Here is a 13,858-nt window from a genome sequence, read left to right as displayed (position 1 = left end):
AATTAATTATTTTTGGGAGAATCACTGAGTAGTTTGCTATATAATTCAATATGTATCTTAGCGATGTTATCCCATGATAGTTCTTGAGATTTATCGAGAAGATTTGATTTCATATCGCTAAGAAGAGTATCATTTTTTAGGATATTTATTATAGCATCACCTAAAGCTTCTGAATTTTGAGGTGGCACTAGAAACCCAGTAATGCCATCTTCCACAACCTCGTTTATCCCACCAACATTAGAAGAAACAATTGGTTTGTTAAATGCAAGTGCCACGCTAAGAATTCCACTTTGACCACTCATCTTTGTATAAGGCATTACCACAATTTCTGTTCTTTGAAAAAGTTCAGATACTTTTTCATCCGAGATGAATTCGTTGTAAACTTCAAATACAGATTTGTTATTTTCTATGAATGAAGAGAATTCGGAAATGTCCCCTTCTCCCGCAATTATAACCTTCAAATCAGGAATCTCTTTTAGTATAAGCGGAATAGCTTGGATTAAGTATTTTAACCCTTTATATTCTCTGATATTACCGAAAAAAAGAATACAATCTTTTTCGGCAGGATAGCACCCCCCGTAATTTTTGAAGAATGAGTAAGTTCCATGGGGTATAACTGCTACAGTTTCTTCATTTGCTTTCTTTAAATTAAGAAATGCATCTTTATCTTTTTGAGTGTGTACTATAATTTTTGCGAAATTAATAAGCTTTTCAAAAAATCCGAGAACATATACTTCAAGTATTTTTTCCTTAAAGCCCGAGTTTGAAAATATACCATGTTTTGTATAAACAAACTTATATTTCGTATCCAATTTGAATAATGAAATATATATGGAAAGTGGAGGAATAACAGGTGTAGTTAAATGTACAATATCAGGATTTATTGTATTAATGATATTAATACTCCTAAATGAGAAAAAACTTTTTAATGTTTTCAATGAAAATAAATTTTTTAAATTGTTCATCGAAAAATTAAAATTATCAAAAGTTTTAATGATTTCAACTCTTTCTGAGAAATACTTTTTGTTTATATCCTTGCTTCCTATTACTGTAACCTCTTCATACTTTGATACAGCGTTTGCAAGTTCTGCTGTATACTGCGGCATTGCTCCCCAATCATATGGAAGCACATATAATATTTTCAATTGAACCCACACCTTAAAAATAGCTTTTAAGTGAATTTTTAATAGTTTCAATTGTTTTCTCTTTGTTTTCTTCAATACATTGTCTCATAGAAAATGAGAGTTCATCTTTTCTATTGATTAATCTTTGAACATCTTGATGTATCTTCTCTACATCCCCAATTATAAAATCAGAAATGTGCAATAAAGGAACTGATTCTCCAAAAGTATCTCTTATGACATCAAGGCTATTGTCAGCCTCATATATATGATAAGTGGGTACTCCCGCTAATGTAGAATATACAGCGCCATGAAGCCTTAACGTGATTACAGCCTTAAAATTAGTAAATACTTCAATAATCTCGGTAGGATCTAGATGACTAATATTTAATATGTTTTGTACTCCAATTTCGTTGAGAAATTCCAAATCATTCTCATATTTATATGGTACATAAGAAGTAGGAACAAAAAAAATACAGTAATCTTTTTTTAGACTATTGGCAAGTTTCTTAATTGAGTGTATATACATACTCTTATTCTCTGCTTTTGAATAATTTTTAAAAATTAGGGCAATAGGTGGCTTTTCAGATTTAGAGATTATATTTGACATTTCTTTAGTATTGGATGTTTGGCTTTTGTCTAAAAAAAAGGCCATGTCACTTACAATCGAGACCTTACTTATTGGAACTCCTCTTTGAGTGATATTCTTATAAGAGGCTGTACCTCTCACTAGGAAGACATTTACATATCTTAAAAAGAATTTTAACAAAAATTCGCCTATTTCTGTTCTCATATATCCCATTGATGCATTTACAAGCAATTTACCTCCAGTAAATAACTTTAGTGATAACAAGTTAATTATTTGACCAAGTAAAGCAAGTACAGATCCGTAATCGTTTAGAGAACTGTCACCAATGTACCAAATAGGGTAACCATGTAGTTGCTTTATTTGGCTTGATGAAAAATTCCTAATTAAATGCACAAAGGGTCTAACTGAACTTAATAAGGTTAACGATTTTGTTTCTCCAGTTCCAAATTTATGAGACCATCTATATATAGGGGTTAGATTAAATTTCTTATAAAAAGAATCAGGAAACGAAGGTTCAGGATCAACAATATATTTTGTTTTTATTCCTAATTCGTTAAGAACTTTTAAAGTCCCATAGACTATTGCAAGTCCACCTTTGTTTGTATAAGTACCAGATAATAAAACCAATTTTTTGTCGTCCATGCAAAATCCCCTTAAAAAATGCACAATAATATCTTAATCTCGGAAACAATATAAGATGGCTTTAAGGAATTCAAGAATTATAAAATAGTATTCTGCTTTTTTATTTTTCGTTGACATATCCTAGAAACATTTTAGCTGAGAACAACAATCTTTTCAATTCTTGAAAGCCGTTTTTTCGAAATATTTGATTAAATGCAAGAGGCACATATTGTAAGGAAAGATAATAGTTCTTCAGTAAAGTGTTTACTTCACTGACCATGTCTTCATTACTCAATGCAGGATATGAGATTATTGCTTTTTGATGACCTTTTTCATCCAAGTATTTGTTTGGATCATTTGTCAAGAGACAGCTATTATTTTTACAATATTCATAGAATTCCGTTCCTGGAAAGGGAGAGGCTACAGCAACCTGAAGAATATCCGGCTTTACAGTCCGAATAAGTTGTTTAGTCTTATTAATCGTTTCTTTAGTTTCACCCGGTAGACCAAATATTATGTCTCCATGAACAAGTAAACGAGCTTTTTTAGCATTTTTAGAAAATTCTTTTATTTGGTCAACTGTAATCCCTTTTTTAACGTTTTTCAAAATCACATCGCTTCCTGACTCATAACCTGCAATTAGCAATCTGCAATTTGCTTTTTTCATTGCTTTCATTGTTTCTAAATCTAAAGAATCTACCCTTGCATTGCAGGCCCATACTATCTTTAGTTTTCTATCTCTATAACCTTTACAGAATTCAAGAACTCTATTTTTACTTAATGTAAAGGTATCATCTTCAAAAAATATCTCTTTTACACTAAGATTCTTCCCAATCCATTCAACTTCATCTAGTAAATTTGAAACAGACCGATATCTGTATTTTCTACCCATTAATGTTTGAGGCCATGAACAGAAAGTACATCTATTTGGACATCCCCTTCCTGTAAAAATCTGAACTTCTGGATACAGAGATTGACCTAAGAAATAATCATTAATATGTAGATGCTTCTTATATACTTTAGAAACAAAAGGTATTTTGTCGAGATCTTCAGAGGTTGAAAAAGCTCTATCGGAACTATGAATAACTTTTCCATCTTTCTTGAAAGAGATACCTTTAATGTCTTTTAACCAGTCATCTCCATTTTCAAACTTCTCGGCAACTTCTTTTAGTGTAAAATCATATTCCCATCTCGCTACAATATCAATTCCATTACTCTCAAGAATTTTTTCTGAAAATTGAGAAGCTGGTGGTCCTACAAGTACAATTTTTATCTCATTGTAGCTTCTTTTTATTGATTCTGCAACGTTTATATCATTATTTAAACTGGGAAAACTGCTGTCAATAACCAGTAAATTTGGTTTGAATATACCAATATCCTTTATAACATCCTCTTTGTCCCAGCCCCATGCAGGAGCATCAACCAATCTAACTTCGTTATCTTCTTCAAGAAGAGCCGTCGCATAAGATAACCATATCGGATAGTAAAGGGTACCTCCTCTGCCGGTATCCTGCCATCTGGCACCTCTTCCGAAATGTGGATAATAAGGGGGATTTAACAAATAAACTTTCATTTAAACACCAACTATTTTTGCAATGCCTCTCCAAAAACCAAGTGTATAAGCCAAATGTTCTAAGATAAATATTATGGGGACTGAAAACAAGTAAGGTATTTTCTGATGCTTTAGAAAGATTAGAACATCAAAAATGAATATAAGTGAGAAATAAAGAATTAACATGAAAACGAATGCTTTTAAAGATATGAACATTAAAAAGAAACATATTAATGCGATGATGGGTGGTACTATCTGCAAATCTGGTAGTTTGTTTATAGCACGACCTTGCCCAAACAAAAATATTCTTTTAGAAAAGTCTTTCAATCCGCGATCCTGATGATGATAAACTTTTGCATCTGGGGTATAAAGAATCTTACCAATACTGAGCAACCTTTTGTTTAACTCTGTATCTTCATTGAAAGCAAGACAAGGATTAAAGTTTCCAATCTCCAAAAGATCACTCTTTCTATACAAACTATTACAACCACTGATGCTTTTTACAGTTTTTGAGACATCAAGAGTTCTGTCTTGAACTGAGTTTGCACTTCCAAGAAATGAATCTAGTGCTAACGCAATCGATTTTTCCCAGATCCCATTACCAATGTTAACTGTTGCTCCACCTACACCTACAATATCATCTTTAAGCTCTTTAATCAAATTTTCCAGCCAATCGGTTTCAGGTATGCAATCAGCATCTGTAAACGCAACATAGTACCCTGTTGCCTTTTCAACTCCAACTTTACGAGCTCCACCGACAGTTCTATAATCCTCGTAAAATATATTTACTGGAAACTTTCTCACGATTTCGAGTGTTTGATCTGTCGAATGACCATCTACAACAATCACTTCTAATGGAGTAATTGTTTGATTAAAAATAGCTTTAAGACAGTCACCAATATTTCTTTCGCCATTTTTTACTGGTACTATAACAGAGATATCACGATTCAAAAAGATGACCCCCAGTGATTATTTTAGCTATATTTGATCTGGCATATCATCTTGGAGATCGCATGCAATATAATTCCCGTAAACGCCATGAACATTCCGACAATAGTCAGTAGCATCATCAACAATGTAGGCCCAAAACTCAGACTTCCACCGAGATAAAAAGTTTGTAAAAATTTCAGTCCCATGAACATCCCAATTGTACCTAAAAACATTCCAGGAGCTGTAAAATAGTATAAGGGTCTCCTGTACTCCATATCTCTTAAAAGTTGAAATAGGACCTTAGGCCCATGTAAAAATGGATGTTGACTGGAACGATCTTCTACATCGTACCTGCAATGGATCTCCACCTCAGTATGTTTCAGATGATGATCCCTAGCCTGAAGGAGAATTTCAGAGCCTGCCGACATATCGGAGCCGCTTAGATTTATATTTTCAATAGCTTTTTTACCGTAGGCACGGTAGCCGCTTTGAGAATCCGTAACGCGAAGACCGCCTGCCATAATAGTTGCAATATCGAGAACTTTCATTCCGAATTTCCGGTAGAGAGGGACGTTTTTACCGTTGCCGTTAACGAACCTTGAACCTATTACCAGGTCAAATCCCTGTTTTAAGGGTTCAAGAAGTTTGGGAATCTCATGAGGGTCGTGCTGGCCGTCAGAATCGATTATGACCATTGCGTGTGCATCGAGCTTGCGAGCTGTTTCAAAACAATTATTCAATGCTGCTCCGTAACCTTTATTGGTTTCATGGCGGACTACGTAGGCACCAAGGGTTTCAGCGAGCTCGGCGGTGTTGTCAAGGCTGCCGTCATCGACGACAACTATTTTGTCGACGTATTTCCTGCAGCCCAGGATTACGTTTGCAATTGATTCGGATTCATTATAGGCGGGCATTGCCGCAATTGTTAGGGTCATGGGGGACATCTCTGAATTTTGTGGGGGTAGTAGTCAAAAAATTATCACTAAAAAATATTTAGCCCTCCAGTATTGATGAAAACAATTTGAGCGGAGAGTAAGAAGAAAAAAAGTATTGAAAGAGAAAAAACAAAAAAGAAAGAAGAATAAAAGGCGGAAAATGCCAGGTATATAGGGTTACTGCGGATGGGTACGAAACAGGATAAAGAAGCTGGATATCAATGTAAAGTTTGCTAAGTAAAAAGATACTTCCGAGAGATATCGCGTCTTCATAAGTTGGCACGATACTGTTTACACTACTAACGTCTGAGCCTCTAGTAAGCGTATTTTCCTCTTTTTTGACTATTACATAGGTAGCCTTTCCCATGTACGATTTTTCATTCATTCGAATAACCCCTGAATAATAGATATAAAGATTTAATGAAAAATAATGGGAGGTTTTACTATATAAACTATATAGTGAATAAATAAATTTATAAAAGAATAAATAAGGTCATGTGTGACTATCAAAGCATAATAGGCATAAAAACAGTACATAACTTGCCTTAATGCTCCAGTTGCCGAACTTGAATAATGATTAATGACCTCATTATTGAAATTGATTAAATTAAATAACCTATTATTAAATTGAAATATCGGATATTCTATTGAACTACTAATACTGAATAGAGATACTAATTATTAAACTTAACTAATTGTTATTGAATAAATATATTACTCAGGTTCTATCTGCCTGAATACCCCTGCCATCTAACGCTCGACTATTTCTTTCATAATGACGATGCGCTAACAAGGGAAAAGGAAATCATAAGGAAGACATAACCACCTCAGCCTCTGCCATTACTGCAGCTTCGACCGTCCTGTCCGAACTTCCGTCATCAACCACGATCACCCTGTCGGCGTACCGCCTGGCGAGCAGGACAACGCTACCTAAGGACAACACTGCCTATGGAGACCTCTTCATTGTAAGCCGGAAGAATCACGGTTAAATCTTTGTTACAGGAAACACGGTTGTTGACGCAGCTTATCAGAACCTTGAGATCTCGAAAAGCGGAACAGATATTCTCAAAGAACCTGGCCTGACAGAAAAAAGATATTTTGCAGCTAAAGCTTATCGAGCTGAAAATGTTAAAACAAACCTGAAATCTTTGATTTTGAATTTTCTATATTCTTATAATTTCACTTTTCTTTACACTGCAATTTTGCTCAATAAATAGAATCTGTTTTTGGCTTTCGTTAGAGGCGATCTTAGTTAGAAAGAACTATTTAAAGATTTCTCATGGAATAAGAGAATAATTCAAACTGTCTAAAAAAATGAAGGTTCGGGTAAATATTCTTTTTTATAAAAATCGATATGCTCTGAGCGTTTAAAGGGAAACGATAGGTTAAAATAATTTAGTAAGTTACATATTGAAAAACTAGTATTTCTGAAGAGTTTACTTGACAAAGATACGGTAAAAAGTATGAAAATTGCAGTTATTTCGGCACAAAGTCTTCATCAAAAATATATTTGAGTTTAAAAAGATTTGAGTTAAAAAATAATTTAACTGAAATTCTTGGAGAGAAAGGTATGTCTACTCAAATTAAAAGCCATTTTATTGAAACTGAAGTCCTCCAAGATGAGAGGGACTCACTTATAGACTTTACTCCTCAAATTAAAGACTATTCGGTTAGTCCAGAAGGAGAAAAATTTCCACTTCCCGTTCCTGAAGAGTATGAAAAGGAATTCAAAAGAATTGAAAAACTCGTAAATCAAGCCCGAATAGAAGGAAAAGAAATTGTTGTTGTAATGGGAGTCGGATTCGTTGGAGCTGTAATGGCTGCGATTATAGCAGATACAAAAAACGAAAATGGTAACTACAGTAAATTTGTAATTGGCTGTCAGAGACCAAGCATCCGCAGTTACTGGAAGATTCCTCTGCTCAACAGAGGACAGTCTCCTGTAAAATCAGAAGATAAAGAAGTAGATGAGATTATAAAGCGTTGTGTTCTTGAAACAAAAACATTGGTAGCTACCTACACAAATGACTGCCTGAAACTTGCAGATGTTGTCGTGGTAGATATTCAATGTGATTACATAAAGTGTGAGCTTGGAAACGTCAGATCCGGCGAAGCAGATATGGCTGCACTCGAATCCTCTATGAAAACAATTGGAGAAAACATCCGCCCTGATTGCCTTGTCCTGATCGAGACAACCGTTGCTCCAGGAACTACAGAATTCGTTGCACTTCCACTCCTAAAAAAAGCATTTTACAAGCGTGGAATAGATTCGACCCCTCTGCTTGCACACAGCTATGAAAGAGTGATGCCAGGAAAAGATTATGTTGCAAGTGTGCGCGATTTCTGGAGGGTCTGCGCTGGCTGCAATAACGAAGCAAAAGAAAAAGTTGAAAAATTCTTAAAAGAAGTTATCAATACCGGAGACCACCCCCTGACGGTAATGGACAGGCCAATAGAATCCGAAACTGCAAAAATTATTGAAAATTCATATCGTGCGACAATACTCGCATTCCTCAATGAATGGAGCCTTTTTTCCGAAAGAAACGGTGTGGACGTTATAAAAGTGATAAATGCAATAAAAATGCGCCCGACCCACAGCAATATAATTTTCCCAGGTCCGGGAATAGGCGGCTACTGTCTTCCAAAAGACGGAGGGCTGGGTTACTGGGCATACAAGCACATTCTGGGTTTTGAAGATGGAGATGATGTGTTTAAAATCACTCCAACATCAATCGACGTTAACGATACCAGGGCTCTTCACGTAGCCGAGCTCACAAGGGACGCTCTACGGAATATGGACCGGTATATTGCCGGAGCAGAGGTCCTGATCTGTGGAGCAAGCTACAGGCAGGATGTAGGAGATACCAGATACAGCGGAAGCGAAATTGTTGTAAGGAAACTTACGGAAATGGGCGCTGAGATGCGTGTCCACGACCCATATGTAGACCACTGGTACGAGATGGAAAGCCAGGACACATATCCGGCATCCGGCCAGTCCTGGAAACGTTTCTTTAGAAATCAGGATGGTCTAACAGAGCTGAAAATGAAAAATGAATTCCCAGCAGCTGTTAAAGGCATAGAAGCTCTGATTTTTGCAGTTCCACATGATCAATATTTTACTCTTGAGCCGGAAGCCATTGTAGAAATGGCAGGCGGACCTATTGCAGTTATTGACTGCTTCGGGATATTACCCGACGAAAAAATAAGAAGATATTTCGAACTCGGCTGTGAAGTCAAAGCTCTTGGAAGAGGGCACATCCAGAGGATAAAAAAAGAAGTTCGGGAAAGCAAACTTCAAAAGCAAACTTCAAAAATTTCAACCGTTTCACAAGTTTACAAGAGATGATCTTTTGGAAAATAAAAAAGTAGTAGTCACTGGCGGGATGGGTTTTATCGGCTCCCACCTTACTGAGAAGTTACTTGAGGACAACAAAGTAACAGTCATAGATAACGAATCTACAGGCAAAATTGAAAATATAAAACATCTGCTAGACCACAAGAACCTAACTGTAATAAAAGGCAGCATAGTAGATTTAAATTTAACAGAAATTTTCAAAGATAAAGATTATGTCTTTCATCTTGCAGCTATTCCCAGTGTTCCAAGAAGTGTGAAGGATCCTTTCAGTTCAAATAGTTCCAATGTAACAGGAACACTGAATGTTTTAATAGCTGCAAGAGACACTGGAGTTAAGAAAGTAATATTTTCTTCATCCTCTTCAGTGTACGGCGACACTCCAACTCTTCCAAAAAGAGAAGATATGCCCATAAATCCAATGTCTCCATATGCAATTACAAAAGCAACCGGAGAAATGTACTGCAGGGTTTTTCAAGACCTCTATGGGCTTCCAACAGTTAGTCTAAGGTATTTCAATGTTTTTGGTCCAAGGCAGGATCCTAATTCCCAGTATGCTGCTGTAATTCCTAAATTTATTACTGCGATTTTGAATGATGAGAGTCCAGTGATATACGGGGATGGGGAACAGAGTAGAGATTTTACATTTGTTCAGAATGTTGTTGATGCGAATATACTCTCCTGTGAGTCAGATCAGACTGGAGTTTTCAATATTGCATGTGGAAGGAGAATTACAATAAATGAACTAGTAAACAACATCAACGAAATACTTAACAAAGAAATAAAGCCTGAATATGTTTCTACGAGACCTGGAGATATAAAACATTCCCTTGCAGACATTTCAAGAGCTAAAGGAATTGGATATACTCCAAAAAATGAATTTAAAGAGGAATTGCTTGGAACAATGTCATGGTTTAAAGAAGTTTAAACATTTGAGATCCGATAGTCTTGTGAAAGATAACTATTTTCTTCAAAAAGTATGGGAGAATGAGTCTTACATTGTGGAAAAAGTTTAAAACTACCCAAATTTAAAAAGAACACAATAAAAGGCAAATTCATCTTTATAGCTATATAATTATCATATTTTTTGAAGAAAAATTCTTGAGTTTGAAGAGAATAGAAAAATGATACATATCAGTGAGAGTATGGAAAAAAAGAAACTATTTGAGCTAGATTATTTACGTGCTTTAGCAATTTTATTAGTTATTTTTTCTCATATAGATAACTTTGCAAAATCACAATTTATAGAAACGTATGATTACTACTTTGCTATAATAGGATTAACTATTTTCTTTTTTATTTCTGGATATTTGCTTCAATATAATGATCGAATTAAATCAAAGAAAGAAATAAGTATTTTTCTTAAAAAAAAGGTAATAAGAATTTATCCACTTTATTGTGTATCGATTTTATGTTCTTTAATATTATTTGGCTATCTTAGCTTAGATTCAGAAATAGTAAAGCCATTTAATCTAAATATAAGTTATATAAATATTTTAATTCATTTAACTGGATTACAAGGATTTTTTCCTCAGTTTCATATGCCAGGACTTTGGTTTATCGGGATCATTTTTTTATACTATATATCCTATTCGATTATTGTTTATTTTTCAAAAAATAATCAAGAGCTTGTGATGTATTCGATATTATTTTTATTTATCTTTTTTGTACTAAAAATAAAATACAATATTATAAGTATGGATTTCTTCCGATATTATCTAGTATTTCTTATAGGAGCCTTAAGTTGTGCCCTTACAATTGGAAATGATAACAAAGGTTCATTTTTCAAAAAATCAAAATTAATATCCTTTATCTCAGAATCTTCTTATTCTATATATCTATTCCATCTTCAAATATTAACAGTAGTAAAATTATGTTTAAATTCATTAGATTTAAGTCAATCAGCTGAAGGATTGCTGCTAGTACTGTTAGGAATTCCTATTGTAATTATTTTTTCCTATTATATCCAAAGATTATGCATCAGAACTACAAAAAATAAGAAATATGATACTAATGTTAACTCACAGATTAAAGAAATAAGCACGCTCGGGAAAGAGAGGACGACTAAAAGGATAATAATTTCATTTAGCTTAACTGTATCTATTGTACTTGTGATTTTTTTTGATTTGACGTTATCAATAATATCTAAATTCGTGTAATAGAAGTTAATAGGCCGATTTCTTGGTCATCAATGTTTTACAAAAAATTTTGTAGTCCTTAGTAAAAATGTTAAATCAGTTAATAAGAGTAACACGAAACTGAAATTTAAAGATAACTAATTGCATAAATAATTGGTATTCTAAAAAATCAACACTAGTGTCGCATCAATCCTAAAGGATCGAATGATTATGAATGATTGTAGCCAATTTTATTCGACATTTAATCGTTGACCCGACACTAGAGAGATACCTGTAAAAGTCAGATTTATACTCACTTGAAAAACAAATACTTGGATGGCCTGTAAAAAGAGCATAAACTATCATTAGTAGCATTGGCTTTTGTTTTAAGAATGGGTACGACATTTAAATGAAAAATTTATGGAGGCTCTAAGATTAAAAATTTAGAAAATATATTTCGAAATTACTTATTCGAGAGAATTAGAATATGGTTCAAAGATGACTTATTCCAGCGGCTATTCAAGAATGCAGGCACTCTCTTAAGCGCAAATATGATTGCATGGATTCTAGGGCTTACTACTTTTGTACTTATGGCCCGTGTCCTTGGGCCAAGTCAGTTTGGATTATTTACTCTTATTATCTCATATGTAACGCTTGTTGATGGCGTTGTTAACTTTCAGTCTTGGCAAGCCATGATAAAATATGGAGGAGATGCTCTAGAAAACAAGAATATTAATAGGTTTAAAGGTGTTGTTAAGTTTTGTACACTCATCGACGTGCTAACAGCAATTGTGGGGACAATAACAGCAATTTTGATTGTTTCAATAATTGGTTCATGGTTATCATGGAATAATGATACTGTAAATATGGCAACATTCTATAGTCTAACTATTCTTTTTAACTTATCAGGGACTCCTACAGGAGTACTTAGACTATTCAATAAATTTCGGTTATTCGCAATCATACATATAATAACTGCAACAGTAAAACTAACAGGAATTGCTATAATTTTCTATCTCAACATAGATTTATGGACGGTAATTAGTTTATATATAACTACTACGATTATTGGACAAATTTTACTATTTAGCTTAGGTTGGAGAGAACTTCAGATTCAAGGTTACACTGGTGTTTTTAAGGTTCCTTTAAAAGAAATTAATTCCCTCAACCCTGGGATCTTTAACTTCGTATTGACAACAAACTTGACTGGATCAGTAGGTTTGGGTCGAAAAGAAGTTGATACCTTAATTATAGGAGGAATAGCAGGTGCGGAAGGAGCCGGTCTGTATAAAGTCGCAAAACAACTTGCCTCGATACCGGCGATGTGTTCTGATTCATTGTATCAATCGATATATCCAGAACTTTCAAAATTATGGGCAAAGAAAGAAATATTAGCGTTTAAAAAGTTGATAATACGTTCAGGACTTATCGCCGGAGCAAGTGCGACCTTTATTTGGATAGGTTTTATAATGTTTGGGTCATGGGCTATCCAAACTTTTTTTGGATCAAGCTATGTTGCAGCACAATCACTAACAATAATGTATATGTTAGCAATGGTTATAGCTATTTTTTCATTCCCGTTACAACCTGCAATGCTATCAATAGGTAAACCTAAAATATCTTTCTGGATTCAGTTAGTAGCAACTATTATATATTTAATTACATTAAAATGGTTACTAAGTGCGATTGGAATTATTGGAGCAGGGATTGCTGCAATTATCTTATATGCACTCTGTTCTATATCAATGGCTATTGTTGAGATTATAATCATAGAAAAAATGTTAAAAGCAGTGAAAAAATCCTCTTTTTCAGTTGATCAAAACTATTCGGAAGCCTGAGAAAAATTAGTAGAATCATAAATCTCACTTTCCGCAGATGTCCTTTCAATTTTCATAATTTTTCTTGCTATCGTTTTTTCTGGAAATCTCCTTGGTTACTCAAGCATGTGTTTTTTAAATGTCCTACAATTCTCGACCTTTTGCCTTCATTAAAAGCCTCCAGCAGCCATTTCCCGAAGATTCAGTTGGGATAATAATTAAAGATATTCGAATAATTCTCCAAAAACGATAACAGGAAAAATGTTATTTTTTTGAAGACATCTGCGGAAAGTCAGATAAATGAAAAAAAGAAATTTATTCAAGCTAATGATAATTATCTTCGTTTCGATCAAAAAAATCTATAGTCTTAATAATCTTAGCAGGTATTCCTACTACAACTGAATTCGGAGGAATACTTTTATTAACTACTGCTCCGGCACCTATTACACTGTTTTTTCCAATAGTTACTCCAGGCAAAATAGTTGCATTTGTTCCGATCCATACGTCATCTTCAATTGATATTTTTTTACTGAGATGACTCTTTTGAGGATCATTGTACATTAAACCTGCCGTATGAATGGTCGCGCCGGAAGAAAAAACCACATTGTCTCCAATATATAGTTTATTTCTTGCATTAAGAAGTACATAATCATTGAATGCACAATTATTTCCTACGGAAACATTATTTGGCCTGAGTACTTTAATACTACCATAGAATCTGACATTTTTGCCCAATTCATTAAAAAGCATTTTCCAATATATGTATCTAATAAATAAAAACAGATGCTCAAGTATTAAATTTCGAATTAAGTTAAAGAATAAAC

At 34.1% G+C, this 13,858-nt stretch carries 11 protein-coding genes and 1 pseudogene; 4 read left to right on the top strand and 8 right to left on the bottom strand.

Features of this window, described 5'->3' with window-relative positions; translation table 11 throughout:
- Positions 1 to 2: 2 nt before the first annotated feature.
- The 7 genes from MSHOH_RS21825 to MSHOH_RS25500 all read right to left on the bottom strand — a co-directional run bounded on the left by MSHOH_RS21825 (position 3) and on the right by MSHOH_RS25500 (position 6,688).
- Positions 3 to 1,220, bottom strand: a complete 1,218-nt coding sequence (locus MSHOH_RS21825; RefSeq protein WP_158024012.1) for a glycosyltransferase family 4 protein — start codon at positions 1,218 to 1,220, stop codon at positions 3 to 5.
- A complete protein-coding gene (locus MSHOH_RS00980; protein ID WP_048136741.1) occupies positions 1,159 to 2,352 on the bottom strand; it encodes a polysaccharide pyruvyl transferase family protein in 1,194 nt (397 codons plus the stop codon). The genes MSHOH_RS21825 and MSHOH_RS00980 overlap by 62 nt, the downstream gene beginning before the upstream one ends.
- Positions 2,353 to 2,452: 100 nt before the next feature.
- A complete protein-coding gene (locus tag MSHOH_RS00975) occupies positions 2,453 to 3,904 on the bottom strand; it encodes a B12-binding domain-containing radical SAM protein (protein WP_048136740.1) in 1,452 nt (483 codons plus the stop codon).
- On the bottom strand, positions 3,905 to 4,834 hold the full coding sequence (locus tag MSHOH_RS00970) for a glycosyltransferase (RefSeq protein WP_048136739.1): 930 nt from the start codon (positions 4,832 to 4,834) through the stop codon (positions 3,905 to 3,907).
- Between the two features lie 23 nt (positions 4,835 to 4,857).
- Entirely contained in the window at positions 4,858 to 5,748 is an 891-nt protein-coding gene (locus MSHOH_RS00965) for a glycosyltransferase family 2 protein (protein ID WP_048136738.1), read from the bottom strand.
- Positions 5,749 to 5,806: 58 nt separating this feature from the next.
- Complete coding sequence (locus MSHOH_RS00960) at positions 5,807 to 6,133, bottom strand: hypothetical protein (RefSeq protein ID WP_048136737.1); 327 nt, start codon at positions 6,131 to 6,133, stop codon at positions 5,807 to 5,809.
- Positions 6,134 to 6,553: 420 nt separating this feature from the next.
- Positions 6,554 to 6,688, bottom strand: coding sequence for a hypothetical protein (locus MSHOH_RS25500; protein WP_269851765.1), 135 nt, complete (start codon positions 6,686 to 6,688; stop codon positions 6,554 to 6,556).
- A 630-nt stretch (positions 6,689 to 7,318) separates the two neighbouring features.
- On the opposite strand from MSHOH_RS25500, the gene MSHOH_RS00955 reads away from it, so the two are divergent.
- The 4 genes from MSHOH_RS00955 to MSHOH_RS00940 all read left to right on the top strand — a co-directional run bounded on the left by MSHOH_RS00955 (position 7,319) and on the right by MSHOH_RS00940 (position 13,055).
- Positions 7,319 to 9,094 carry a nucleotide sugar dehydrogenase gene (locus MSHOH_RS00955; protein ID WP_082089187.1) on the top strand — a complete coding sequence of 592 codons (1,776 nt, stop codon included), beginning with the start codon at positions 7,319 to 7,321 and terminating at the stop codon, positions 9,092 to 9,094.
- Positions 9,095 to 9,098: 4 nt separating this feature from the next.
- Positions 9,099 to 10,028: an SDR family oxidoreductase gene (locus MSHOH_RS00950; RefSeq protein WP_048136736.1), complete on the top strand. Its 930-nt coding sequence runs from the start codon at positions 9,099 to 9,101 to the stop codon at positions 10,026 to 10,028.
- A gap of 217 nt (positions 10,029 to 10,245) precedes the next feature.
- Entirely contained in the window at positions 10,246 to 11,259 is a 1,014-nt protein-coding gene (locus tag MSHOH_RS00945) for an acyltransferase family protein (RefSeq protein ID WP_158024011.1), read from the top strand.
- Between the two features lie 374 nt (positions 11,260 to 11,633).
- Complete coding sequence (locus MSHOH_RS00940) at positions 11,634 to 13,055, top strand: lipopolysaccharide biosynthesis protein (RefSeq protein ID WP_338037931.1); 1,422 nt, start codon at positions 11,634 to 11,636, stop codon at positions 13,053 to 13,055.
- A 303-nt stretch (positions 13,056 to 13,358) separates the two neighbouring features.
- Here MSHOH_RS00940 and MSHOH_RS25905 read toward each other — a convergent pair.
- Positions 13,359 to 13,550 (bottom strand): annotated as a pseudogene (locus tag MSHOH_RS25905) (DapH/DapD/GlmU-related protein); the annotation flags it as partial.
- Positions 13,551 to 13,858: the final 308 nt, after the last annotated feature.

Source organism: Methanosarcina horonobensis HB-1 = JCM 15518 (assembly GCF_000970285.1).
In the GTDB taxonomy this organism is placed as follows: domain Archaea; phylum Halobacteriota; class Methanosarcinia; order Methanosarcinales; family Methanosarcinaceae; genus Methanosarcina; species Methanosarcina horonobensis.
Note: the sequence above shows the minus strand (reverse complement) of the source record. Positions and strands in the feature narration are given on the sequence as shown.